Genomic DNA, 25,222 nt, shown 5'->3' with positions numbered 1-25,222 from the left:
TATCGTCTGGGTCGGTCAGACCGTCGTCGCCGAGCCATAAGGCCGTCCGCGGATTTCACCGGTCGGTTCGAGCGTGAAGGTTCCGTCAAGGACGATCGTCGGATCGGGTGTGCGCCGGGATGCTGCGGCATGATCGGCGAGTATGGGCGCAGTGGACGGTGAGCAGGCGTGACAGTGGTCCCCGAACCTGATCTCGAGCTTCGGAATTCCGTCGCCAGAGCCGCCGCGCAGGCGGATCTAGGGCGGCACCTCGCGACCTATACCGCGGCGGAACCGAGCACGCGCCGACCCGTTATCGAGGCGGTAGGTGTTGTCCTCTTCACGGTGGTGACGGTGACCGGGTTCGTGACCGGAGCCGAAATCATAGGCATTCTCGGTCTCACGATCGTGGGGATGCTCGGTGGTCGGTTGCTGTTCGATCTGCTGCGGTTGGGTTATGCCAACAGTCGCAACCGCAAAGCGCGACTGGATCTGTACGAGCACGGACTCATCGTGATCGTGCGGGGGGCTCCACGGACCATTCGCTACGACACCACCGCACTGAAGCGCAATGTCGTCCAGCTCGTGAGAAATCCAGCACCGGAACAGGTTTCGCACTCCTACACGCTCACCGACTCCGTGGGCGATCCGATCGTGGTGCGACACGCGATCGCCCATCCGGAGAAATGGGGTCCGGCGATCGACAAGGCCGTAACGGCCGCGCAATTGCCTCGGTCGATAGCGGTGCTCGACGCGGGTGGACGGCTCGACTTCGAACACTTCTGGATGACGTCCACGCGGATCGGTGCCGGGAAGCGATCGGCAGCGTGGTTGCAGGTGACAGATGTCGAGGTGAGCAAGGGGTGGGTGAGCATCCATGTGTCCGGACAGTCCACACCGCTGGAATCGCTTCCGGTGAGCCTGATTCCGAACTTCACCGTATTCCTGAAGCTGGCGGAGCGGATGCGAGCGGAGTACGGCCCGCCGCCGTCGTAGGGCGAGCATCAACGTTGCGTCAAGACGAGATCGGTTGTCCCGCAATATATATCAAGGAAGCGTCAATACTCGATAATGAATCTTTCCCGCCCCGTGCGCCGATGCCATCGTCTGAGATCGGTTCATCGGTGAAAGGGGCCAGGCGTGGCATCGAAAGTCGGGGTAACCCCGGAGCAAGTGCGTGGTGCGGCAGGCAAAATGGGTGATCTGCGCGATCGGATGAACACCATCCTCACCAACTTGGCGGCCTCCCTGGACGCCAAGGGTGCGCCCTGGGGCGGCGACGGTTACGGCAGCACCTTCGCGGACGGCGATCAGGGTTATATCGCGGCACGTGAGAACCTCACGACGGGGATCGGCAATACCGCCAAGACCTTCGACTCCTACTCCGATGGGCAGTACAAGGCCGTGGAATTACTGGCCCGCACCGAACAGCGGTCGACGGACTCGTTCACGTAACGCATGTCCATCACTATTCCCAGTGAGCTGGAATGGCTCGGCTGGATCGCCGGATCGGATTGGCCCGACGGCGACGAAGACCAGATGTGGGCGATCGCCGAGGACTGGCGCACTGCCGCCGCCGAAATCCGGGAACTGCTACCGGATTTGGCCGCTGCCAAGACGGCGACCATCGACGCGTACCCGTGGGGCGACGGCGTCGTGGCCATGACCACGGCATTGGACAAGCTGGACCGGGGCCCGGAGTCGCTCGAGGAACTGGCCAAGGTTCTGGACTACGTGGCCGAATCCGCGGATGCCCTGGCCACCGAGATCGAGTACACCAAGATCCTGGTCATCAGCTCACTGGGAATGCTCGCCGCCGAAATCGCGCTGGCATGGCTGTTTCCGCCGACCGCGCCCGCGGTGCAAGCGGCAGCGATCGCCATCACCCGCGTGGCGGTGCGGCTGCTGGCGAACCGGGCGATCGCCGCCATCGCGCGATTCGCCGCGAAGACCGGTATTGCCGCGGTCGCCAAATTCACGGTGAAGCATGTCGCCATCAGCACCGTGCTCGGGGCCGGGCAGGACCTCGCGATTCAGGCGTACCAGGTCGGCAAGGGGCATCGGGACGGGATCGACTGGGAACGAGTGGGCACCACCGCCTACACCGCCGCGGCTGCAGGCGCGGTCGGTGGTCCCGCAGGCGCGCTGTTCGGCAAGGCGGCCGGGAAATTGCCTGTGCCCGACGGGAAATGGACCGCCAAGGGCGTCAATGGTCTGAAGGGCGCCGCTGTCGGCGCGGGATCGGGCATGGTTGGCGCGTTGGGGGCTTGGGGCGTCGGCGGTATCGCCAATGGGTGGACGTGGGATCCGCGACTGCTCACCAGCGGTGCGGCCTACGGTGTGTTGACCGGTGGCAGTAAGGGTTTCCGTCATTCGCCGACCGGCGGTCGCCCCGGTGCGAACGGATTCAATGCGGCGGACCCCGCACGCTTCGGTGGACCGGACGGCAGTAGTGCGCCGGCGCGCGCCGAGAGCGGCCATCGCGCCGGGGATCCGGCTAACAGTACTTCCGGGGAAAATCGGTCGACCGGCGGCAACCAGCCTGGAAACAGTGGTACCGGGAATGCGGTTGGCGAGAACGGTTCCGGGTCGCGGGCTGGGGCTGCTGCTAGCAGCGGTGCCGGGAATCAGACTGGGCAACTGTCGAATTCGAGTGAGGGAACCAGCACCGCCGGCGGCGAAACTCGTTCCGGAATTCCTGGTGGCCCCGAAAGCGCGGGCGCGAGAGAAGGCTCGTCCGGGCAGAACAATGGGAACGAGTCCGGTGCTTCGCCGAAGGGGGCGACCGCGACACACGGAGGCGACGGATCGTCGTCGAATCCTGTGCACGAGAACGGAACCCCCTCGGTGTCCGAATCGCCACAGGGCGCCCGCAACACTGGTGACGGTGCCGCCGGCGGTGAGGGCTCGAACGGTGCGGCCGAAGGAAATGCGGCTGGCAGCCGTGCCGCTGTTGGTTCGGAAACCGTTGTGCAGGAGGGGAACAACGGTGTGAATCCCAGTGGCGAAGCTGTCAACAGCGCTCGTCCGGAGTCGAACCCCACACGGTCCGCACCGCCGACCGGGGTGGGTGACGGCAGCCAAGCCAAGCCGACCGGGGTGGGTGACGGCAGCCAAGCCAAGCCGACCGGGGTGGGTGACGGCAGCCAAGCCAAGCCGACGGCGGTAGGTGACGGCAGCCAAGCCAAGCCGACGGCCGGTGCGGAAAACCGCCCGCAGCCGACCTCGCCGAGGGGCCACGAACCGACCACGCCCCGGGCGGGTACCCCCGAACCCGCCGCGGCCGGTTCCGAGCCGCGCGCCGGTGCCGCCGAACGCCACACCAACCTGTTCGAGGTGCTACCGGGCGTCGAGGCCGGTCCCGCGGGAAAGGAAGCCACACCCCAGGCCAACACAGAAACCCGCGCTCCGCGAGAGGAACAGTCGCAGCCGGAGGTTGCGCCGAAGCCGGAAGGCGAGCAGGCGAAGAACCCCGACGCGGCGCTCGATTCTGCGCGGGACAAGTTGCGCGGATTGGGCATCGATCCGAGCGGTATGACGCCGGAGCAGATGCGAAATGCCGCGGACGACGCGTTCTCGAAGCGCGTGGACGAGTTCGCGGAGAGGACCGCGGCGCTCGAGGGAGCGGGGTTGCGGCCGAACGAATTGATGGCGCAGCGCCGGGAGTTGCAGGCGCAGATCAACGAGTTCATGAACCAGCGCCGGGAGCTTCGGGCCGATCTCGACGGACTTCGAAATACCACCGAGACCTCCCCGAACCCGACGCTCGATCCCCAACCGGCACCTGAGCCGCAGCCGACACCTGACAGGGAGCAAACCCCCGAGGGCGAGCAAGTACCCGCACGACAAGAGCGGCCGGACGAGTTTCCCGATACGACGTCGAAGATCCCGTATACGCCGCGATACTTCAGCGTCCCGCCGATCGAGGAGTTCGAGGCAGCTGCTCCTCCCGATGATTCTGTCTGGGAGCCGGAGCCGGAGCCGGAGCCGGAACCGGAGCCGGAACCCGACCCTGAATGCCTTGTTCCAACAGTGGGAGCTGACGACCGAGATGCTGGATAACGCCTATATCGAGAAGCTGACTTGGGATAGGCAGGCGGACGCCGCGTATCTCGCGATTCGGTCCGACCGATCGGGCCCGCGATGCGTGGCACGGAGTGAGTCGGCGCACGACTCCGAGAACGGCCTCGAGGTCGTTCTCGACTTCGAGGCCGACGGTCCGCTGCTCGGCGTGGAGTTGCTCGACGCAGCGAAGCAGTTGACTCCAGCGATGAAGGAAGCTGCCCTTGACATCACCTCGGGTAACCGCTCCGAGTAGAGGATGGGGTCCGGTCGTCATCGATCTGCAACCCGTTCACCCGGCCGTGGCCTCCATGCGCCATGCTTGTCCCGTGGTTATCGCGTCTGATGTCGTCCCCGTGCGTGGCAGTGAGTACTCGGTCCTGTTGCGCCGCGTCCGGGAGGCGGACCTGCTCGACCGGCAAGTGGGGTACTACGGGTGGAAGAGTGCGCTGACCGCGGTGGCTTTCGTTGCTGGTTGGGCGGCGTTTTTCGCCATCGGTGACTCGTGGTGGACGCTGGCCGTCGGGGTGTTCCTGGCGGCGGTGTTCTCGCAGATCGCGTTCCTCGGCCACGATGCGGGGCACAAGCAGATCTTCGCCGGGCGGCGGGCCAACTATCTGTACGGCCTGATCGCCGGCAATCTCGCGATCGGGCTGAGCATCGGCTGGTGGACCAGCAACCACAACCGCCACCACGCCCATCCCAATACCGAGGGCGCCGACCCGGACGCGATGGGCGTGCTCGCGTTCTCCGGTGACCGCGCGCGGGCCGGTAAGGGGTGGCGCCGATTCATTTTCCGCTACCAGGCGTGGCTGTTCTTCCCGCTGTTGCTGCTCGAAGGTGGCAGCCTGCACTGGAAGAGCATCGTCGCGGTGTTCCGCTGGCCGATCCCGAACCGCATCTGGGAAGGTGCGCTGCTCGCCACCCATTTCATCGGCTTGCTCTCCGCGGCGTTCCTGGTGCTGTCGCCGGGTAAAGCGTTGGTGTTCATCGCCGTTCAGCAGGGCCTGTTCGGTCTGTACATGGGCTCCACCTTCGCCCCGAACCACAAGGGCATGGAAGTTCTGCCCGAAGGTGACAACACCGACTTCCTGCGCAGGCAGGTGCTCACCTCACGCAATGTGCGCGGCAGCTTCCTCGTCGACACCGCCATGGGCGGCCTGAACTACCAGATCGAGCACCATCTGTTCCCGTCGATGCCCCGCGCCAACCTGCGCCGTGCGCAGCCGATGGTCGCCCAGTTCTGCGCCGAGATCGACGTTCCCTACTGCGAGACCGGCCTGTTCGAGTCGTACCGCCAGGCGATGGCCCACCTGAACGAGGTCGGCCGCCAGACTGTGCGGTAGCGCCTACTCGCCGACCGTCGCGTTGTAGGCGGCGGTGAGTTCTGCGAGCACCCCGTCGTCGGGCAGCGGCGCGCCGCGCAGATGGGTGGCGCGCAGTTCATCCATGAACCGGTCCCACATCGGGGGGCCACCCGCGGCCAGCAATTCCGCGCGCACGGTCAGCTCCGGCGCCGTGTGCAACCACCGCGCGCCCCACGCGCCCAGCGCGGCCAGCACTGGAACGAGCTGAATCGCGGCTTCGGTGAGGTGATATTCGACCTTCTGACGGTGGCTCGGGTCGTCGTCACGAGTGAGTAGCCCCGCGGCGACCAGTTTGGCGAGGCGAGCGGCCAGGATGTTCGAGGCAATGCCCTCGATGGATCCGGTGAGCAGCTCCCGGAAGTGCGTATACCCGCCGAACATGATGTCGCGCAGGATGATCAGGCTCCATCGGTCGCCGAGGAGCTCGACCGTCAGATTGATCGGGCAGCCCGACTTGCCCGGCGCCACCGGCAACTTCTCCGGAGAAACTGGTTGCGACATAGGATCAGTCTAGGATACGTTCGTGACTGCTTGCACATTGCAATCAGAAAGGGCACTCCGATGGCTCAGATGGTTCGCGTTCAGAACTTCAGCGTTTCCCGCGACGGGTACGGTGCGGGGGAGGGACAGAGTCTCGACCGCCCCTTCGGTCACGCCGACCCCGCTGACTTCATGTCCTGGGCGGGCGCCACCGCGCACTGGCCCAACCGCACCGATCCCGGCGGCACCTACGGCCTCGACGACTACATCACCCGCGACTTCCCCTTCAACATCGGCGCGGAAATCATGGGCCGCAACAAGTTCGGCCCGCAGCGCGGACCGTGGGAGAACTACGACTGGCAGGGCTGGTGGGGCGACACCCCGCCGTTCCACACCCCGGTTTTCGTCCTCACCCACCACGAGCGCCCGTCATTCACCCTGGCCGACACCACTTTCCACTTCATCGATGCCACTCCGAAGGACGCACTCGTCCAGGCCCTCGACGCCGCCGACGGCAAGGATGTGCGCATCGGCGGCGGCGTCGCCACGGTCCGCGAGTTCCTCGCCGCCGACCTCATCGACGCGATGCACATAGCAGTCGCACCGGTGGAAATCGGTGCGGGCGAACGACTGTGGGAAAGCTCCGACGAATACGACGACCGCTTCCACCACGAGCAGATCCCCAGCCCCAGCGGAGTGGTACACAACTTCTTCTGGCGCCGATAAATACCACCTGAACTGCGCAGCAGCGATAATGATGTGGTGCCAACAGATCCCGTGCTGCTCGACAACCTGACGCTGGAACAGTCCTCGATAGTCGCGAACAACGCGATGAACCGCGGCCGGGGACTGTCCGGCGTGAACAGCTACACCCGAGAACTCGGATTCGACCCCTACGAGGTACTCGCCGAGCGCCTGCGCGCCGACCCCACGGCACAGGTCACCTGGATCGACGTCTGTTGCGGCTCGGGCCGCGCGCTGCTCGAGGCAGAAGCGCGATTCGACCGAGAATTCCCGGCCGCCGACCTCACCATCATCGGCATAGACCTCGTCGACTTCTTCCTCGGCACACCCCGCACCCCCCGTCTGCGTCTGCTCGCCACCTCGGCGACAACGTGGACTCCACCCCGCAAGGCCGACCTGGTCACCTGCGTACACGGCCTGCACTACATCGGCGACAAACTCGCCCTCATCGAAGCGATGACGAGCTGGCTCGCACCGACGGCCCGATTCGCCGCCGACTTCGACCCCACCGAAATCCGCCGCCCCAACGGCTCCCCGGCAACCGACACCGTCATCGAAACCCTCCGAGCGGCCGGCTTGACCTACGACGTCCGCCGACACCAGATCCACGGCGACGGCCGCCCCGACTTCGCGGCCGTCTACCTCGGTGCTGACACCACCGCAGGCCCCGGCTACACCGGCCAGCCCTCGGTGGTCTCGTACTACGACTGGTGATTCAGGGGTCGGTTCAGGGTGCAACCGACGGAATTCAGCGGAGGGCGACCTCGGCGCCGCCCGAGAATGCGGAGTCGTGCAGTTCGAGTGTGGTCGGCACGGTTCCGGCGGGCACGTCGAAGACGACGACCACCTGGATCGAGTTTCCCGGGTTGATGTCCGACATCATGGCGGTGCCGTCGTTGACGTTGATTCCAGCCATGGTGTCGTTCTCGAACTCTCGGCCGCGGTCATCGATCATCGTCTGGTTGCTCGAGAAGTACGACTGCGGCTTGTTGCCGATGTTGGTCACTGTGAGGTGAACCAGGATGTACTCGCCCTGCGCCGTCTTCTGCAGGTAGGGGTTGTCTCCGACGACCTTGACCGGTGCGTCGACCGCGTTCACCGTGAACTCGAACTTGCCGTCGCGCACCGCAGTTCCGGCGGGCGCGGGGGCGTCTTCGTCGGGCAGTGGGGCTGCCGGGTTGCCGGGTGCGGTGGGTTTGCCCGCAGCAGTGGTGAACGTCGTAGTGGCCGTGGCTTTGTCGCTGCTGCCCGATAGTGCTGATACACACCCGCCGAACCCGCAGAGCGCGACGAGGACGCCGACCACCACCAGGATGATCGTGTTCGCGTTGCTCTTCTTCGGTGGTCGCGGTGGATACGGATACCCCGGTTGCCCGCCGTACGGCTGTTGTGGGTACGGCTGCTGCGGATACGGCGGGGTCGTCAAGTGTGTTCCTCTCGGGGGTCTGTTCAGGCACTTCCATTCGGTAGAGAGATCTCTGGTGACTATCGAGGTGTTACGTACCTAACAGAGTCCAAGTGTTTGGGCCGCGCGACGAGTGGGAAAGGGTGGTCAGAGGCGGGGGTCGGTGGGCACGGATTCCATGGCGAGGATCGCGAAAACCAGCTCGTGGACTCGCCACAACGGCTCGCCCGTCGCGACGGCATCGAGGGCTGCCAGGCCGAGGGTGTGTTCGCGGAGGGCGAGGGTGCGTTTGCGGCTGAGGGTGCGGTCGCGTAGGCGGGTGAGGTGGGTGGGGGTGGTGTAGTCGGGGCCGTAGATGATGCGGAGGTATTCGCGGCCTCGGCATTTGATGCCCGGTTGGGCGAGTTTGCCTTTGGTGCGGTGGGCGAGGCCGGCGTAGGGCTTGATGACCATGCCTTCGCCGCCCGCCTCGGTCATCTCCAGCCACCAGGTGGTGGCTTCGGCTTCGGCGGCGGGGTCGGACAGATCGACGATTCGGCGGCCGGTGGGGCGGAAGGTCACCGGGTCGGCGGCTACCAATCGGTCGCTGATGTCGAGGTGCCAGCCGTGGTCGCGGTCGGCGTAGGTGGCGCCTTCGGAGGCCAGGAGGGCGAACGGTGCGATCTGGACGCCGTCGAGTCCTGTTGTCGGCCAGCAGTATCGACGGTAGGCGGCGGTGAAGTTGTCGGCGTTCTCGGCGCGGGCGGCGGTGCGGTCGCGCAGTTCGCCGAGGTCGAGGCCACGGGCCAGGCCGGCGTCGAGGGCCGCGACGGCGGCCGGAAGTGCGGACCGCGCGGCCGCGCCTGCCGCCGCGTACTGGGTGCGGATCAGCCCGGCAGCCTTGGCCGACCAGGGCAGCAACTCGCAGTCCAGGAGCAGCCAGTCCGAATCGAGTTCGTCGAAAAGTGGTGTGGCTGCGGCACGTACGCGTTCCAGGAGGGCTTCGGTGAGGGCCGAATCGTTGAAGAACGACCGTCCGGTGCGGGTGTAGATCGCACCGGAGCACCCGTCGCCGACTCCGAACCGAGCCGCGGCCCGGTCACGGCACACGAGCACCACGGCCCGCGACCCCATGTGCTTCTCCTCGCACACCACCTTGTCCACGCCCGCCGCGCGATAGTCGGCGAACGCCTCCGTGGGGTATTCGAGATAACCCTCGACGGTCGAGGTCGACGGTGGGGACATGGTCGGCGGCAACCACAGCAGCAGCCGGGGGTCGATCGCGAACCGGCTCATCACCTCCAGCGCGGCCGCCGAGTTCTCGGCGTCGATGATCACCGTGCCGTGCTCGGTGCGGATGTGCCTGCGCCCGGTGACATCGGCGAGGTCGAGAGTCTCGTTGTCGCGGGCGGATTCGGCGTCGGCGAGCGGCCGGATCGGCTCGTAGTACACCTGCTCGGCCTGCACCGCGACGAACGTCTTCTCCGGGTAACGCATCGCCGTCAACTCACCGCCGAACACCGCGCCGGTGTCGAGGCAGACGGTGTTGTTGATCCACTCCACCTTCGGCGTCGGCACGTGCCCGTAGACGACCGTCGCCGCACCGCGATAGTCCCGGGCCCATGGATAACGCACCGGTAGGCCGTATTCGTCTGTCTCCCCGGTGGATTCGCCGTACAGGCAGAAGTCGCGCACCCGTCCGGAAGCCCGGCCGTGGTACTCCTCTTTGAGTCCGGCGTGTGCCACGACGAGGCGCCCACCGTCCAATCGCAAGTGGCTCACCAAGTCGTGGATCCACTGCGCGGCAGCTGAGACGAATTCCGGTGTCTCACTGTCCAATTGTTCGAGTGTCTCGGCCAACCCGTGCGACACCGTGACGTTCTTGCCACGCAACTTCTTGAGCAGCTTCTGCTCGTGATTGCCCGGCACACACAGCGCATGGCCGTTCGCGGTCATTCCCATCACCAAGCGCAGCACGCCCGGCGAATCGGGCCCACGGTCGACCAGGTCGCCGACGAATACCGCCTGACGCCCCTCCGGGTGTGTGGCATCGACCGGTCGACCCGCGTCGTCGCGAACCAGCGTCCACCCGAGTTCGCCCAGCAGCGTTTCCAATTCGGCCCGGCAACCGTGCACATCGCCGATGATGTCGAACGGCCCCGTGAGTTCACGCCGATCGTTCCACGCCTTCTCGTAGGTGATCGTCACGTCCGCCGGATCGCTGACGACGTGCACCTTGCGAAAACCCTCACGGCCGAGCTCGCGCAGCGAACGCCGCAGGTCCTGACTCTGCCGCTTGAGCACATTGCGACCGAAGTCGCGATCGGTGCGGCCCTGAGTGCGTTCCCACGCGACAGCTTCAGGTGTGTCGATGACGATCGCGACCGGCAGCACATCGAAAGACCGTGCCAGCGCGACCAATTCGGCCCGCGCGTGCTTCTGCACATTGGTCGCGTCGATGACGACCCGCCGACCGGCGCGCAGCCGGATTCCGGCGATGTGACCGAGCGCGTCGAAGGCGTCCTTCGTTGCGGACTGGTCGTTCTCGTCGTCGGCGACCAAGCCGCGGAAGAAGTCCGACGACAGCACCTCGGTGGGCTTGAAGTGCTCGCGGGCGAAGGTGGATTTACCGGAGCCGGAGATGCCGACGAGCGCGATGAGCGACAGTTCGGGGAGGTCGATGTTCATAGCGCGCCTTTACGTTCAGGCCCGGAGGCGGTAGCGGAGCGTGACCACGCAGGGCCGAGTAAAGGCGCCGATATCACAGGGGCCTTCCGGAAGAGCGCTAGTTGGGTGGGGGAGCCGGTCTGCGGGTCGTGGTCGCCGACCGGGCGGATGTCGACGGTGTAGCCGAACATCTCGGCTACACGGGCACACCATGCGGCGAATTCCGCACGGGTCCACTCGAATCGGTGATCGTCGTGGCGGTGACCGTCGAGGGTTTCGTAGTGCACGTTGTATTCCACGTTCGGTGTCGTCACGATCACCGCGCCGGGTGCGGCATGCCCGAAGACGGCGCGTTCGAGCGCGGGCAGCCTGGACTCGTCGAGGTGTTCGATCACCTCCATGAGCACCGCGGCGTCGAAGCCTCGCAGCCGGTTGTCGTGGTAGGTCAGGGCCGACTGGATCAGGGTGATCCTGGCCCGCTGGCGGTCCGACATCCGATCGAACTTCAAGCGCCGCTCCGCCATCGACAGCACCGCGCTGGAGACGTCGGCGCCGACGATTTCGGTGAACCGGGGTTCGGCTTGCAGCGCGAGGAGCAAAGCGCCCGGGCCACAACCGAGATCGAGCACCCGCGATGCGCCGGTCTCGGCCAGTGCGGCGAGCACAGCTTCTTTCCGGAGTTTCACCAGCGGCGTGCGGCGCTCGGCGGCTTCGACGCGTTCGACCGCGTCCCCGGGGATTTCGGTGTCATCGAGTGGCTCGTCCACCGAACGCAGACGTTCCAGCGCGGACAGCATCAGCGTCCGTCGCCCGGCCAGATAGCGCCGCGCGATCATTTCGCGGTCGGGATGGGCACCGAGCCAGCCCTCGCCCGCGCGCAACAGCTTGTCGACCTCGTCGGCATCCACCCAGTAGTGCTTGGCGTCGTCGAGCACCGGCAACAGCACGTAGAGGTGGTTCAGCGCGTCCGCCAGCCGCAGCGTGCCGGTCAAGCGGAGGTGGGTGTAGGGCGAAGGGCCCCATTCCGGGAACTGCGGATCGAGCGGCACCGATGTGGTCGACACCGTCCAGCCCAGCGGCGCGAACAGCCTTTCGACGATTTCGGTCCCACCCCGGCACGGTACGGCGGGCACCTCGATCTCCAGCGGAATCGCCGTCTGCGCCAACTCGGCGCGGTCGCGGCTGGTCCCGTTCAGTGCCGACCGGAACACCTTGCCCAACGCCACCGACAGCAGGCTCGACGCCACATACGGCCGATCGTTCACATAGCGCCCGAGCGCGGAACCGTTGTGGCCCTTGGCCGGTCGCGCCAACTCGACCGGGTCGACATCGAGCAGCAGCGCGACCGTGCAGCGGTCGGCATCGGCTCGAGGATAGAAGACGTGTGCCGTGCCGCCGGTGGTCGTGAACGACTGCACGCGGTCGGGATGTTTGACCACGAGGTATCCGAGGTCCGTCGCCGGCGTGTGAGTCGTAGAGATCGTCAAGAGCACTTGCTGATCCTGTCACGCCCCGCCAGCGGTTTTCGCCGAGTGTCAGATCATCGGAAGTCGAACGACGGCGGGATGGCGACGATCACGCCCGCCGCCCACGCGCCGTACACGGGGAGGTAGTCGGTCTGCCAGCGTTCGAGAGCGGCGAAGGTCTTCGTGCCGCGCAGGAAACCGAAGCCGAGGTGGCCCGACCACGTCAGGTTCACCAGCAGCACCACATTCATGCCGAGCGCGACCACCTTGTTCGGGGTGGAGCCGAATTCGGCGATGCGGGTGAGCATGGCGGCCAGCATCATCACGTCGACGACCAGTGCGGTGACCACCAGGAGTAGTTGCAGGCGGTCGAAGAAGCCGGGTGGGGTCAGCGGATCGCGGGCGGAGATCGTGTAGAGGAGCAGGCCGAGAACCAGAACGAGGATCAGGTCCATCAGGATGAGCAGATCGCGGTCGATGGCGGTCAGGCCGCGGGTGGTCGCGAGGGCCGCCAGCAGCGCGAGCAGCATGACGATGGTGAGCGGGGTGAAGACCCGGGTGAGCACCGGCGCGATGTTCTCCACGACGTTCTGTTTCGCCTCGACCAGCCACGCGGCGACGATCACCGCGCCCGCCGCGCCGAAGGGCAGCACCCAGTCTTCGATCACGGGCTCGATATCGAAGTCGAGGGTCCCGAACGCGCCGACCGTCAGCCCGATCAGCACGCCGCCGCCGAGCGCCAGCAAGGTCAGGTAGACGAACCATTCCCCGGTGAACCGGATGAAATCCATCCGCCGCCGCCCGGATCGCCAGTCACCTCCCGTGTATGCCAGGCCGACCACCAACCACAGCAGGATCGGCGCGTGGATCGCGGCGATGACCTCGGTCGCCCCGTCGGGCTCGAACGGATAGAGGTTGAGGACGAGTGCGGTGAGGACGAACGGGATGAGCAGCACCCCGGCCACCCGTGCCGAAACCTGTCGCTTCCACGCGAAATATCCGGCGAGGAAAGGCAATACGAGCAGGCTGAGGTTGCGGCCAAGCACGGGACCGTCCAGCCAGGTGAAGCCCGCCTTCACCGCGAGCGCGGCCCCTACGGCGAGTGCGAGGACCACCATCAGCTCTCGATTGCCCCCACCGCCCTGAGACTTCTCCGGCACCAGAACGAGCTGCTTCCAAAGTCTTTCGGAATGCTCGCGGGAGATCGCGTCCATGCTGCCCATTCGCTTCACCGCGACGATAAATGCCTCGTCGCCGGACAGTCCCGCGCCTTGAAGTGTCGAGATCTGTTCGCGCAGATGGGTTTCCATCTCGTCGACATCGGCGACCGAGACAGCGCGATGACGTTGGACGTACCCGCGCCACTGATCGATGAGTACCTGTAAATCCATCACGCCCATCCCTTCGCCACGCCTCGGCTGCATGGTGACGGCCGGACTGCTCGAGCCTCGCCGGGCCCACCGTGTCGAGGAAACCTAGCAGCTCCAGGCCTCAGGGTGCGGATGTCGCACCCTAGGGTGAGGATTCCGTTGAATAGCCTAACGACCGTGCCGAGGGCCCCGATGAAGTGTGCATGTACGCGCTACCGCGCGTAGGGGACACAGAATCGAGGAACCATGAAGAACGCAGTTCGGATGGGTGCGCTGATCGCCGTCGCCGCGGCGCTGGTCGCAGGCTGCACTGACGAGAGTGGTTCAGGGACAACCACTTCGACCTCCCGCGCGCCGGCCGCCTCGTCGGCAAAGCCCGCGCCGGGCACCCAGGCGCCGGGGTCGACCGCGCCCGAGGAGACCTCCGCACCTCGGCCCGGCGACACCACAGAGCCCGAAACACCGCGGGTCACACCGCCTCCGTCGATCATCCCGGTGCCCGACACCACAGCTCCCGCCCCCGCCAACAACATCAGTGGCCCGGGTCGCTGCATCGATACGTCCTCCACCGGCGTGCAGAATGCTCTGGCGAGCCTGACCGGCAGCTGGGTCGCCGGGCAGGCCTCCGCCGATCAGCCGGGCAACTGCGGTGAGCTGCTGTGGGTGCGCGCCATCGGCGGCAACTCCGCGGGCGCCCCGATTCACGTGCTGTTCTTCCACAACGGAAAGTACCTGGGCACAGGCACTTCCGAGCCGTACGCCTTCACCACCGTCGCCGGTTCGAGCAGCACTGCCGTCACCGTCGAGTACCGGTGGCTGGCCGCCGACGAACCCTTCGCCACACCCCAGGGCGGACCCGCGACGATCACCTACTCGTGGACCGGTTCGAGCGTCGTGATGAGTGGTCCGCTGCCGTCGCAGGTCACCCAGCCCCACCGCTGACGGGCATCAGCGCTCCGGATGCAGCACCAGCACAGTGATCTCACTGGGTGCGAACACCCGTAGTTGCGGACCCCAGAAGCCGGTGCCGCGGCTGGTGTAGAGCTGGGTGTTGTTCGCGTGCCTGCTCAGGCCGGCGACCACCGGCTGGTCGAGCCGGACGAGATAGTGGAACGGCCAGATCTGCCCACCGTGGGTGTGGCCCGAGATCTGCAGCGCGACGCCCGCCGCCGCGCTGTCGGCGATCTGTTTGGGCTGGTGGGCCAGCAGCACCACCGGGACATCGGGGGCGCCGCTCAGGGCGGCGGGCAGGTCGGGGCCGTGGCCGGGCAGGCCCTTGCCGGTCGGGTCGTCGATCCCGGCGACGACGAGCTGGTCGTCGTCGCGGGTGACGACCCGGTGCTGGTTGTGCAGCGGCTCCCAGCCGATCGACGCCATGTGGTCGATCCAGCCCTGCGCGTCGCCGAAGTACTCGTGGTTGCCGGTGATGTAGAACCGGCCAAGTGGCGCCTTCACCTCGGCCAGCGGGTCGACCTGGGCGTGCCGCTTCGCCACCGACCCGTCGGCTAGGTCTCCCGCGTGGCAGGCGATATCGGGCTGCTGCGCGTTGACCACCTCGACCACCCGCTCCGACCATCGCCGCCGGTCGAGCGCGGCGTAGTGGGTATCGGTGACGACCACCACGCGCAAACCGTCGAGCCCGTCGGCCAGCCCGCGGATCGCCACGTCGACGGTGCGCACCCGCGGCACCCGCCGCGCCTCGTAGACACCCCACGCGACCAGTACCACCGAGATCGCCAGTACCCCTGCCGCGACGAGCCGCGCGGCGAGCGCACCGTCGACACCGGCCACGGCCAGTGCGCCACGCGCGAACACCCCGATCACCGACCAGGAGAACACCACCCACAGGACCCCGAGCAGGGTGTCGCCGACGATCACCGCCGGATCGGACTGGGCGGGCCCGTGCCCGAGGAACATCGTGAGCGGCAGGCACCCGAGGGCGGCCACACCGATCGCCGTCCCGATCCAGAACAGCGTGCCGCTGCCACCGGTCGGTGCCGAGACCAACGTCCACCAGGGCACCCCGAACAGCAGGGCGAGGACCAGCGACAACATCATCAGGCGTACGGCGAGCTTCACGGGGTCCCGTTCTGGGCAGGGCGGCCGGGCGCGGCCACGAATCGACCTCCCAGGGTAGCGCTCCGTCCGGGGCGCTCCCTCGCCGAGAATCCGCAGCACCGAGCGCACGCGCGAAGCGGGCTGCCCCACTGCGTAATTCGATATTCCCGGGGATCGTTGTGCGCGCTATGCTGCCCGGCAGGGCCCCGCACGCAGGTTTCATACCGCGGCGGGTCGAGTGGGGAGCGGCGCGGCCGCACAAACGGAAGGTCAGTACACCGATCATGCGTGGCGTAATTGTGGGAGGGGCGCGGCAGCGCCGTCACAGATCCGGGCTGTTCCGGCGGGTCATGGCAGGTGCGGTGGTGGCGGTGCTGCCGTTCGGCGCGTCGGTCGCGCCCGCCGCCGCCGATGCCGACCCGTCCGCGATCGACTTCCGGGTGGACACGTCGATGGGGGAGATCAACACCAGGATCATCCGCGCGGCCGACGGCAACACCGATCGGGTGGTCTACCTGCTCGACGGCGAACGCGCCGAGGACGATCTGAACGGCTGGGAGAAGCACACCACCATCCCGGCACAGATGGCGAAGTTCAATATCAACGTCGTGATGCCGGTGGGTGGGCAGTCCAGCTTCTACGCCGACTGGGAGCAGCCGAGCAGCTTCGGCGGCGTCAATCCCGACGGGTCGCTGCTGCCGAGCGCGGACTCCGGTTCGGCGATCGGTGGCTGGGAGGACACCCAGGGCAAGGCCAACACCTACGAGTGGGAAACCTTCATCACCAAGACCCTCCCGGACGCCATGAAGGCCCGGCTGGGCTTCAGTTCGACCCGCAACGGTGTGGTCGGTCTGTCCAGCGGTGGTAGCGCGGCATTGTTGATGGCGGCCTACTACCCGGAGCAGTTCACCTACGCGGGCTCGCTGTCGGGCTATCTGCACATGTCCATGCCGGGCATGCGTGAGGCGCTCGGCGGGGCGATGATCGCCAGCGGTGGGTACAACATCGAGGCGATGGCACCCGCGGGCAGCGAGAAGTGGCGCCGGATGGACCCCTACGGCTTCGTCGAGAAGCTCATCGCCAACAACACCCGCCTCTACGTCTCCGCGGGCAGCGCCAAGCCCGCCGACCAGGATCTGTCCTCGATCGACGCGATCACGCAGGGCATGCCACTGGAGGCGATCGCCCTCGCCAACACCCGTTCGTTCGAAAAGCGGGTAACCGCACTGGGTTACGAGAATGTCAGCTACGACTTCCCCGACATCGGCATTCACAACTGGGGCACCTGGGAGCAGGTCGCCATCCGCCTGATGCCGGACATGGCACGCAATATCGGCAAGCCACTGCCCGCGGGCGCGACGCCGCCCGGCGGTGGCGCACCGCCCGCCGGTGGACCACCGGCCGGTGGACCGCCCGCTGGTGGCGAACCGCCGAAGTAGCCTCTGCCACAACAGAAACCGCCGCTACCCGTGTTCGGGTAGCGGCGGTTCGTGCTTGTGGAGGTCAGCTGGTCTTGATCGGGGAGACGGTGGTCAGGCCCCAGCGGGTTTCGGTGTGGACGTCGATGTCCGCCGGTGGCGCGGCGAGGGTTCGGATGAGGCGTTGGAGTTCGCCCCAGTCGCGGGTCCAGTCGTCGGCCAGGTAGGCGGGGATGGTGCGGGACTGCATGAGCAGGCCGGTCCAGCCGAGGGGGCCGCCGCCGGTGTCGCCCTGCCACGTCTCGGAGACCTGTGCGTTGAGCTTGTCGGGCTGGATCCGCCAGATCGGCATCTCCGCGACACCGTGTCGATGATCGAACGGGCGCTGGCACGGGAACGCCAGTCCTACATGCCAATCCGCGAGGACCGGGTCGGAGCTGCCGACGACGGTGTTCAGGCTCGACAGCTTCGGCAGGCGCGGCGGGGTGAGCGCGAGCCACTGCATGGGGTTGGGCTCGCCCGCGTCGGCGACGAGCCGAACGGCTGTGGTGCCTGCGGGAATTCGATCCAGTGCGACCGGGATATTGCGCCAGCCCGGAGCGCCACCGACCGTCGGCGGGATCACATCGCCCAGGGCGGTGATGGTTCCGTCGCCGTCGCGACGAGCGAACTCCACCCGCAACCGCTGCCCTGGCATGCGCGAACCATCGGGCGCGGTGGACTCGATCCGTCCGGCGACCGTCAGAATCAGCACGCGGTACGCCGGATTCTGTTGTGCGGCAGCGAGATCCATTCGATACCACTGGGTCGTCAGCTGCGTTCGCTGCGGCTCACCACTCGAGTAGCTGCCGAGCACCGGTGTGCGTTCGGGAGCGAGGCCGAACGGCAATGCGACCGTGCTCCCGTTCACTCCCGCCACTGCGGGCCCGGACACGCCCGGTGGTCCCGGCGGTCCCGCATTCGGACCGCTCGGCGGTGCGCCTCCACCCGGGCCGGGCCCCGCGCCGCCGGGGCCAGGTCCCGAACCCGAAGGCGGGGCGGCGGATTGGCCCGGGCCGGGATCAGGGGCGAGGCTTCCGACACCGTTCGGGGTGAAGCCGGTGTTCTCGGCGGCCAGCCCGTCGGCGACGGTGCCGCTGTACGGGGTGAGCAACGAGTCCGCCGTATTCGTCTCGACGAGAACGTCATCCGCCATCGCGCACTGATCTCCCGCCAGCGCGCGCAGATTCGACAGCCCGACCGAGTAGGCCGGATACTGCGAAACAGCCGCGGACACCAGCGATCCCACTTCGAACAACACCATGGCCGCCGCGGCGATCGTCAGCGGCGCGACAGCCGATACCCGGCGCTTCAGTCCGTCGGTACCGCGATCGGTGGGGTTCGCGAAGGGCGCCCGGTAGTACTGGCACAGGGCAGTGAGCAGCGCTGCGGCCGTTGCCGCGAGGAAGATCGTCGATACCTCGATGCCGCCGAGGGTGGGGGCGCGGTCGGGCCAGGGGACTCCGTAGCCCGAGACGTACCACCAGCCGTTGGAGCCGGTGAAGCTCACGGCCAGCAGGAACAGGACGGCGGCGGCGAACAGGGTGCGCAGGTAGCCGGGGCGGGTGCGGGTCAGGGCGACCGCGGTGATCGCTGCGAGTGCGGCTGCCAGGCCCGCGTAGACGCCGAAGTGGTGGGTCCACTTGGTGGGGGTGAACATCATCAGCAGCAGGGCCATGAAGACGACGGCGAGGATTCGGGTGACCGGTCCACGGGCGGTCGCGGGGATCCGGTCGCGGCGCAGAGTCGCGACGATGCCGACGGCGAGGCACAGGAGCATCGCGAGGATGCCGAAGCGGCGGGCCAGGGAGCCGTCGGGGTTGACCGACAACAGGGAATCCCAGCGGGTGCGTTCCTCGAACCAGGACATGTCGGGGCCGACGAGCTGGCGGACACGGGTGGCTTCGAGGACGGTCGAGAAGGTCTGGTCGGCGAAGACGACGACCAGCACGAGAGTGCCCGCGGCGACGATCGGGACCACGAGTGCGGTGTACCGGAGGAACACGGCTCCGCGAGTGCTCGCGACGGTGCCCGAATCCGGTGTGGCACGGGCGATGATCGTCCGGAGGACGGGCCGCGAACCGGCCAATAGTGCTGCCACGCAGATCAATCCGGTGGGACCGGCCGCGAGGGAGAACGCGGCGATCAGCACCGCGACGGCGGCGGGCAGCAGGCGGCGGGTGGCGATCGCCCGTTCCATCGAGCACCAGGTGAGGAGCGCGCCGACCGCGATCAGCGGTTCGGGGCGCAGGCCGTTGTTGTAGGGAAGCCAGATCGCCAGGAACACCAGCGCCGCGGTCCAGCGCGCCACTCGGCTCGAACTCACGCCGGAACCCAGGCGTGGCAACACTTCCCGGCTGAGCACCAGCCAGCACACGAACCCGGCGAGCAACGCGGGCAACCGCATCCACAGCCCGGTCTCACTGACCCGGGTCATCTGCGCGAGCACCTCGTAGGGCCACCCGAACGGGGCCTCGGCGACCTGGAACCACCGGTAGTAATTGGCGGTGTAGCCCGCTTCCTTCGACGCGCGCGCCATCGTGAGGATGTAGCCGTCGTCAGAACTGTTGGCGCCGATCACATGCCACCCGACCAAGGTCGCCGCGACCGCCACATCGAGACCGCTGAATCGCCACCAGCGTGCGGGCAGGATGCGACGCGCCCGACGACCGTCGCGAATATCGCCGCGGTGCAAGCAGATCAACGCGAGCAGCGCACACAACACCGCGCCGATGATCGCCACCAGTTTCCAGCCACTCGGACTCGACGAGAACCGCGCATCGATCTCGGCATGCAGCCGCGCGTCCCCCATCCGTCCACGATCCAATTCGGTGAAGACGCCGACCACTTGCGGCCGCATATCCGCGTCCACGGTCGTCTTCATCGGCGATCCGTCGGCCCTGGTCATGCGGGTGAGTTCGGCGGTCGTGCTCGCCGCAGTGGAAACCACCGTCAACGCACCGCATCGAGCATCCAGCGCATTCGCAGGCACAGCGTTTCCCGGAGCGCCCCCGCCATCCGGACCGGCCGGTGGCTTCGTAGGCGATGACTGTGCACCGCCGGGCGGAACCGAGCCCGAAGGGGGAGGGCTGCCAGGAGCGGGAGCACCGTTGGGCGGCGTGCTGCCGGGAGGCCGGGTGCCGGGCGGTGGGTTGGCCCCGGCAGGCGGGGGCTGCGTGCCCTCGGCGTCGGCGCCGGGCGCGGCCGCTCGCACCGGATCGGTGCCTGCGATATCCGCGATCGACGCACTCAACAGCAGCTTGTCGCGGAGCACCACGGACAGCGTCCGACCGGCTCCCGGCCGGTCCTCGATCCGCGCCACCAATCCCTTCGACCCGGCGCGCGGCGCCTGGGCGGGCACTGTGGACAGCACGGTCCCGCCGGTCATATCGCGCAACGCCGTACACGGAATGCTCAGATCGAGCGACAGCGGCACGTAGTCCACGAGCGGCGCGCTCAGTTGCATCGACTGCGGCTGCGGCCAATCCAGGCTCGCGCGCTGCTGCTGAACCGGCAGCAACGGAGTCGCCACCGCCAGCGCCACACCCAGTGCCCCCGCCGCGATCCCGATTTTCTGCATTCGGCCGAAGCCGGAAGAATCTCCACCCACAAACGAGATGCTAGCCACTGTCGTTCGGTCGTTGTCGCCTCAGCGCGGGCGACGGAGTTCGGTGACGGCGATCCGCGCCGCCTCACCGATGGCGGCGTCGACCACCGGCAGCATCGGGTCGGCGCGGGCGGCGCGGGTGAAAACCGCTACCGCTACCGGTGTTTCGCCGGGGAACTCGACGACGGCGACTTCGTTGCGGATCACCCCGATCGTGCCGGTCTTGCCCGCGACGAGCACTCCGCGATGGGGGAATCCGGCGGCGATACGGTGCGGCCAGATCTGCCTGCTCATCACCGTGCGTGCGAATTCGGTGCTCGCCGTGGACAACATGTCGCCCGACCACAGCTTCCACAGGAACCGTGTCATCTCCTCGGGTGTGGTCGCGCTGGCGTAGGAGGGGTCGTAGGCGGAAACCGTCCACGCCTCGTCGTTGTCGGCCAGCGCCGCGAAAGCCTCCGCGGTGCTGTGGGTATCGGTATCGCGCACGAGGCTGCGGTGCTGGTCGGCCGTGCCGCCGACGATGCGGGTATCCGTCAGGTCGAGTTCGTGTACGAGCTCGCCCACCGCGGCGAGGCCGACTTCGCCGAGCAACACGTCGGCGGCGGCATTGTCGGACACCGTCATCATCGACGTCGCCAGATCGCGGCGGCTCAGCGTGACCGGATCACGCAGTGCCGCAATGCCGGTCGGGCCAGGAGTGCAGTCGGCGGGGTTGATGGTGAGTCGGCCCGCGGGGTCGATCCGGTCGCGGTCGACCTGCCGCAGGAACGCCGCCAGCAACAGCAGCTTGTAGACCGACGCGATCACCACGCGGTCGCGCCCACCGACAGAGACCTCGCCGGGGGAGCCGTCGCAGCGCCGGGCGTGTAACCAACCGGCACAGCCCGCGTCCGCGAACACGGCACGGATCCTGGCACTCGCCGAGTCGGCAATGCCCAGCACGCCGTAACCGTCCCGGCTCGCACCGGGCGGACTGATCGCTTTCGGCGCGTCGAACGTGCTCATCGCAGCCGCTCCCGATAGAGCACCCGATCCAACGCATCGGCATGCGCGCCGGCATCGACCCGGCGAATGACCCTGACCCGCACGGCAATCGACTGCGGCGCCAGCGTGAGCCAAGCCACCCCCGGCGTCGGTGTCGGCAGTGTGGCGGTGACGCCGAAACTGGTGCCCGCGGCGACGGCGGCCAGCACCGCCCGATCGTCGGGAGCCGCGAGCGGCGCCGCGTCGAGCCCACGTTCCCGCAGCAGATCGATGATGCTGTCGAAGGCGGGTGGGTTCGCGGCGCGAGGCGGATGCGCGAAGTTCAGCCCGGCCAGCATCGGGAAGGTCGGCCGCTCGGCGGTGGTGGTGCGGTGATCGGCGGGCACCACCAACCAGCGCGGTAACTTCACCACCGGTCCGGCCTCGACACCGTCGACCAGCGCCGGATGTTCGACCACCGCCACATCGCACACCCCCGCCCGCACCTCGGCGACGAGATCGACGGTCGTGCCCAGCGTCGTCGCCACGCTGCCACCCGCGGCGCGCAGACCCGTGACACACGCGGTGACCAGCCGATCGGGCAGCGCGCTTGTCGCCGCGAACCGCACGGTCCCGCTGAGCTGCGCGATCCGCTGTGATTCGGCGAGCAACCGGTCGGCGTCGTCGACGAGCAGCCGGGCACGCGGCAACAGGTGCCTGCCCGCCGTGGTGAGTAGTGCGCCCTGGTTGGTGCGGCGGATGAGTTCGATGTCGAGATGCTGTTCGAGGCGGCGCAATCCCTGCGACAGGGGAGGTTGGGTCATGTCGAGCGCCGCTGCCGCCCGCCCGAAGTGGCCCTCGTCCGCGACGGAGACGAAGAACCGGAGGTGGCGGATCAGATCCATATCGCCATTGAACCAGCGCGCTTGCCGCCACTCGGTCGATCGGCGAGACGCCGCCGGTGACGATCGGCCGTCTGCCCGGCCTTACCGCTTCCGACCTGCGGTGATATTGAGCGCGACTTGTCCAGGCCGGTGTCCGATATTGGCCTCGTGGTGGCAGGCGATGATGTTGTGCACCGGTGACCCCCACCGCACTGAAGCACCGAGCGCCGCGCCTTCGAACCCGATTCGCCGCCGTCACGCTGGCGATCTCGGCCGTGACATCGACCGCCTGCTCGAGCAATGACGTAGTACCGGCGCCACCGTCGACATCCGCGCTCGCCTCGTCGACCGCGCCTTCATTCGCCGAAATGGAGGCGAAATACGGTGCACGACTCGGCCTCTCGGTCGTCGACACCGGCAGTGAGGCGACGGTGAACTACCGCGAGGGTGAACGCTTCCCGATCGCTTCGACCTTCAAGGGTTTGGCGTGCGGGGCTCTCCTGCAAGCACATCCGCTGTCCACCGGCTACTTCGACCAGGTCATCCACTACACGGCGGCCGACATCGTGGTGAACTCCGCCGAGACGGAAAAGCACATCGACACCGGGATGACCGTCTCCGCGATCTGCCACGCCGCGATCACCGTCTCCGACAACACCGCGGGCAACCTCATCCTCCGATTGCTCGGCGGCCCACCGGGTTTCACCGCCTTCCTGCGCACCCTCGGCGACCATGTCTCCCGTCTCGACCGCTGGGAGCCCGAGCTCAATACCGCCATCCCGGGCGATGAACGGGACACCACGACCGCCGCCGCCCTGGTCGCCGACTACCGCGCCCTGGTCCTCGGCACAGCCCTCGCCGACCCCGAGCGCGCCCAGCTCACCGACTGGTTGCTCGCCAGCGCCACCGGCGCCAAACGCATCAAAGCGGGCCTGCCCGCCGACTGGAAGGTCGGCGACAAAACCGGCACCCCCGCCTACGGCTCCGCCCTCGACGTAGCCGTCGCCTGGCCGCCCGGCCGCGCGCCGCTCGTCCTCGCCGTCCTGACCACCAAGCCCGAACAGAACGCCGAGCCGTCCAATGAACTCGTAGCAGAGGTAACGAAAATTGCTGTGGGCGAGATCAATTAGCGCAATCGGCCCTACCGACCAGGAGATCCATACCCCATGACGCGAACCCTCACCTCTTCCGCGACCATTCGCCGCGCCGTCGGAACCGCGGCGCTCGTCGCGGGTGTCGCCGCGATGGTCGCACCACCGGCTGCGGCCACCGTCACCAGCATCGCGCTCGCGCCCACGTTCACCATCGGCCTGCACACGATCGGAACGGGCTGCCCCTACACCGTCAACGTCACCGTGGACGACAACACCAAGCCGGTCTACTTCTTCGAAGAAGGTCAGGGCCCCAGCGGCTTCGCCGAGGCGATGCCGGTGAACGGTGTCGCCAAGGCCACCTGGATTCCGTCCAGGACCGACATCACCTACATCTACGCCGTCCAGCCGGACGCATGGCCCGAGACCAGGCAGTACGTCAGCGTCGGCACCGGCATCAATGCCGGCTCCGCCTGCATCGCCCTCTGACCCAGCCCAGCGAACGGCCCGATGAACTCGTCTGTTCATCGGGCCGTCGTCGTTGGATGAACTTCCCGCTCAGCCGACCTGCCACCCCGACGCCACCGACCGCGCGCACCGTCGCGGTTCATCGCCCGCGGCGACGAAAAGGGCGGTGAGCATGGGGATTCCGAGGTCGAGTGCCGTCGGCGGGAGTGGTCCGGTGGCGACGAGGCCGGCCAGTCCGTGGCCGATGGCCCAGCTCTGGGTCGCCAGGTCGAGCGGGTCGGTGTCGGCGTGGAACCGGCCGGTGGACCGAGCCGATTCCACCGCGGTGACGAGGCGGTGCAGGGTGGCGTCGGCGGCCTCGGCGTCTTCGAGATCGAAGCCCGCGTCGAACATCAGCCGGTACAGGTCCGGGTTGGCCATGGCGTTGGACAGATACGCGCTGCCGAGTGCCGCCAGGTCGTTGACCGGGTCGTCGGTGGTCGGCACCGTCGTCAGGCGGGTGGCGAGGCGGGTGAAACCTTCCTGCCGGACCGCGCGCCACAGGCCGTCCATGCCGTCGAAGTAGGTGTAGACCGCCATGGTCGATACCTCGGTGCCCGCGACCAGACCGCGCAAGGTGACGGGTTCACGGGCGCCCACCATGTGCGCCGCCCGTTCGATCAGCATCGACCGCACCGCGGGATTCCTGGTTCTGGCCATAGCGTCAGAGTACATATCAATGCTATGTTATGGGTCGGAACCCTCGGACGATGGGAGAGATCGTGGCTGTGGAACTGGTGAATCCGGACGGACTGCCCAAGCCGGAGGTGTATCGGCAACTCTCGATCGCGACCGGGTCGCGGCTGGTCTTCCTGGCCGGGCAGGTCGCGCGCGATGGTGACGGGAATCCGGTCGGCGCAGGGGATTTCGCCGCTCAGGTCGAGCAGGCGTATCTCAATATCGGCACCGCGCTCGGGGCGATCGGTGGTTCGTTCGACGATGTCGCGAAGCTGACCATCTATGTCGTCGACTGGAACGCGGACAAGTACCCGCTGCTCGGCGAAGGTGTCGCCAGGGCGGCGGCGAAGTTGGGGGTCGATCCGGTCAAGCCGATCACGCTGATCGGGGTGGCCGCGCTCGGTGAACCGGATCTGCTCGTCGAGGTCGAGGCGACAGCCGTACTCGACTGAGGA

The 25,222-nt window shown here is 67.5% G+C and carries 22 protein-coding genes; 12 read left to right on the top strand and 10 right to left on the bottom strand.

Annotated elements, in window-relative coordinates:
- The first annotated feature begins 168 nt into the window (after window positions 1-168).
- The 5 genes from ACFWPK_RS02280 to ACFWPK_RS02260 all read left to right on the top strand — a co-directional run bounded on the left by ACFWPK_RS02280 (window position 169) and on the right by ACFWPK_RS02260 (window position 5,387).
- The gene (locus ACFWPK_RS02280) at window positions 169-975 is read left to right on the top strand and encodes a DUF6585 family protein (RefSeq protein ID WP_378912716.1); all 807 of its coding nucleotides are present in this window, start codon (window positions 169-171) and stop codon (window positions 973-975) included.
- A 144-nt stretch (window positions 976-1,119) separates the two neighbouring features.
- Complete coding sequence (locus ACFWPK_RS02275) at window positions 1,120-1,434, top strand: WXG100 family type VII secretion target (protein WP_378912715.1); 315 nt, start codon at window positions 1,120-1,122, stop codon at window positions 1,432-1,434.
- Between the two features lie 3 nt (window positions 1,435-1,437).
- Window positions 1,438-4,041, top strand: coding sequence for a hypothetical protein (locus ACFWPK_RS02270; protein WP_378912714.1), 2,604 nt, complete (start codon window positions 1,438-1,440; stop codon window positions 4,039-4,041).
- On the top strand, window positions 4,001-4,297 hold the full coding sequence (locus tag ACFWPK_RS02265) for a DUF2283 domain-containing protein (protein WP_378912713.1): 297 nt from the start codon (window positions 4,001-4,003) through the stop codon (window positions 4,295-4,297). The genes ACFWPK_RS02270 and ACFWPK_RS02265 overlap by 41 nt, the downstream gene beginning before the upstream one ends.
- 73 nt (window positions 4,298-4,370) lie before the next feature.
- Window positions 4,371-5,387 (top strand): fatty acid desaturase family protein, encoded by a 1,017-nt coding sequence (locus ACFWPK_RS02260; protein WP_378912712.1) that lies wholly within the window; start codon window positions 4,371-4,373, stop codon window positions 5,385-5,387.
- A gap of 3 nt (window positions 5,388-5,390) precedes the next feature.
- On the opposite strand, the gene ACFWPK_RS02255 is transcribed toward ACFWPK_RS02260, so the two are convergent.
- Window positions 5,391-5,909: a winged helix-turn-helix transcriptional regulator gene (locus tag ACFWPK_RS02255; protein ID WP_378912710.1), complete on the bottom strand. Its 519-nt coding sequence runs from the start codon at window positions 5,907-5,909 to the stop codon at window positions 5,391-5,393.
- 60 nt (window positions 5,910-5,969) lie between these two features.
- Here ACFWPK_RS02255 and ACFWPK_RS02250 point away from each other — a divergent pair, with 60 nt between their 5' ends.
- Both ACFWPK_RS02250 and ACFWPK_RS02245 read left to right on the top strand, forming a co-directional pair.
- Window positions 5,970-6,614 carry a dihydrofolate reductase family protein gene (locus ACFWPK_RS02250; protein WP_378912709.1) on the top strand — a complete coding sequence of 215 codons (645 nt, stop codon included), beginning with the start codon at window positions 5,970-5,972 and terminating at the stop codon, window positions 6,612-6,614.
- Window positions 6,615-6,650: 36 nt separating this feature from the next.
- Window positions 6,651-7,346 carry a class I SAM-dependent methyltransferase gene (locus ACFWPK_RS02245; RefSeq protein ID WP_378912708.1) on the top strand — a complete coding sequence of 232 codons (696 nt, stop codon included), beginning with the start codon at window positions 6,651-6,653 and terminating at the stop codon, window positions 7,344-7,346.
- Between the two features lie 34 nt (window positions 7,347-7,380).
- On the opposite strand, the gene ACFWPK_RS02240 is transcribed toward ACFWPK_RS02245, so the two are convergent.
- The 4 genes from ACFWPK_RS02240 to ACFWPK_RS02225 all read right to left on the bottom strand — a co-directional run bounded on the left by ACFWPK_RS02240 (window position 7,381) and on the right by ACFWPK_RS02225 (window position 13,549).
- Window positions 7,381-8,058 (bottom strand): DUF4352 domain-containing protein, encoded by a 678-nt coding sequence (locus ACFWPK_RS02240; RefSeq protein WP_378912707.1) that lies wholly within the window; start codon window positions 8,056-8,058, stop codon window positions 7,381-7,383.
- A 126-nt stretch (window positions 8,059-8,184) separates the two neighbouring features.
- Window positions 8,185-10,704 (bottom strand): polynucleotide kinase-phosphatase, encoded by a 2,520-nt coding sequence (locus tag ACFWPK_RS02235; protein WP_378912706.1) that lies wholly within the window; start codon window positions 10,702-10,704, stop codon window positions 8,185-8,187.
- Window positions 10,701-12,176 carry a 3' terminal RNA ribose 2'-O-methyltransferase Hen1 gene (locus tag ACFWPK_RS02230; RefSeq protein WP_378912705.1) on the bottom strand — a complete coding sequence of 492 codons (1,476 nt, stop codon included), beginning with the start codon at window positions 12,174-12,176 and terminating at the stop codon, window positions 10,701-10,703. Before ACFWPK_RS02230 ends, ACFWPK_RS02235 begins: the two co-directional genes overlap by 4 nt.
- 47 nt (window positions 12,177-12,223) lie before the next feature.
- Window positions 12,224-13,549: a permease prefix domain 1-containing protein gene (locus ACFWPK_RS02225; protein ID WP_378912704.1), complete on the bottom strand. Its 1,326-nt coding sequence runs from the start codon at window positions 13,547-13,549 to the stop codon at window positions 12,224-12,226.
- Between the two features lie 216 nt (window positions 13,550-13,765).
- Here ACFWPK_RS02225 and ACFWPK_RS02220 point away from each other — a divergent pair, with 216 nt between their 5' ends.
- Window positions 13,766-14,461, top strand: coding sequence for an LppP/LprE family lipoprotein (locus ACFWPK_RS02220; protein WP_378912703.1), 696 nt, complete (start codon window positions 13,766-13,768; stop codon window positions 14,459-14,461).
- 6 nt (window positions 14,462-14,467) lie between these two features.
- On the opposite strand, the gene ACFWPK_RS02215 is transcribed toward ACFWPK_RS02220, so the two are convergent.
- On the bottom strand, window positions 14,468-15,598 hold the full coding sequence (locus tag ACFWPK_RS02215) for a metallophosphoesterase (protein ID WP_378912702.1): 1,131 nt from the start codon (window positions 15,596-15,598) through the stop codon (window positions 14,468-14,470).
- 329 nt (window positions 15,599-15,927) lie between these two features.
- On the opposite strand from ACFWPK_RS02215, the gene ACFWPK_RS02210 reads away from it, so the two are divergent.
- Entirely contained in the window at window positions 15,928-17,016 is a 1,089-nt protein-coding gene (locus ACFWPK_RS02210; protein WP_378912701.1) for an alpha/beta hydrolase, read from the top strand.
- 64 nt (window positions 17,017-17,080) lie between these two features.
- Here ACFWPK_RS02210 and ACFWPK_RS02205 read toward each other — a convergent pair whose 3' ends face one another.
- From ACFWPK_RS02205 to ACFWPK_RS02195, 3 genes are all read right to left on the bottom strand, one after another.
- Window positions 17,081-20,644, bottom strand: a complete 3,564-nt coding sequence (locus tag ACFWPK_RS02205; RefSeq protein ID WP_378912700.1) for an arabinosyltransferase domain-containing protein — start codon at window positions 20,642-20,644, stop codon at window positions 17,081-17,083.
- Window positions 20,645-20,683: 39 nt separating this feature from the next.
- Window positions 20,684-21,577 carry a serine hydrolase gene (locus tag ACFWPK_RS02200; RefSeq protein ID WP_378912751.1) on the bottom strand — a complete coding sequence of 298 codons (894 nt, stop codon included), beginning with the start codon at window positions 21,575-21,577 and terminating at the stop codon, window positions 20,684-20,686.
- 68 nt (window positions 21,578-21,645) lie between these two features.
- Window positions 21,646-22,512 carry a LysR family transcriptional regulator gene (locus ACFWPK_RS02195; protein ID WP_378912699.1) on the bottom strand — a complete coding sequence of 289 codons (867 nt, stop codon included), beginning with the start codon at window positions 22,510-22,512 and terminating at the stop codon, window positions 21,646-21,648.
- A 176-nt stretch (window positions 22,513-22,688) separates the two neighbouring features.
- Here ACFWPK_RS02195 and bla point away from each other — a divergent pair, with 176 nt between their 5' ends.
- A complete protein-coding gene (bla, locus tag ACFWPK_RS02190) occupies window positions 22,689-23,621 on the top strand; it encodes a class A beta-lactamase (protein ID WP_378912698.1) in 933 nt (310 codons plus the stop codon).
- 36 nt (window positions 23,622-23,657) lie between these two features.
- Window positions 23,658-24,071: a hypothetical protein gene (locus tag ACFWPK_RS02185; protein WP_378912697.1), complete on the top strand. Its 414-nt coding sequence runs from the start codon at window positions 23,658-23,660 to the stop codon at window positions 24,069-24,071.
- Between the two features lie 69 nt (window positions 24,072-24,140).
- On the opposite strand, the gene ACFWPK_RS02180 is transcribed toward ACFWPK_RS02185, so the two are convergent.
- The gene (locus tag ACFWPK_RS02180) at window positions 24,141-24,749 is read right to left on the bottom strand and encodes a TetR/AcrR family transcriptional regulator (protein ID WP_378912696.1); all 609 of its coding nucleotides are present in this window, start codon (window positions 24,747-24,749) and stop codon (window positions 24,141-24,143) included.
- A 50-nt stretch (window positions 24,750-24,799) separates the two neighbouring features.
- Between ACFWPK_RS02180 and ACFWPK_RS02175 the strand changes: the two genes are divergently transcribed.
- The gene (locus ACFWPK_RS02175; protein WP_378912695.1) at window positions 24,800-25,219 is read left to right on the top strand and encodes a RidA family protein; all 420 of its coding nucleotides are present in this window, start codon (window positions 24,800-24,802) and stop codon (window positions 25,217-25,219) included.
- Window positions 25,220-25,222 lie beyond the last annotated feature (3 nt).

Source organism: Nocardia sp. NPDC058519 (assembly GCF_042719755.1).
In the GTDB taxonomy this organism is placed as follows: domain Bacteria; phylum Actinomycetota; class Actinomycetes; order Mycobacteriales; family Mycobacteriaceae; genus Nocardia.
This window is presented reverse-complemented; position numbering and strand designations above follow the sequence as displayed.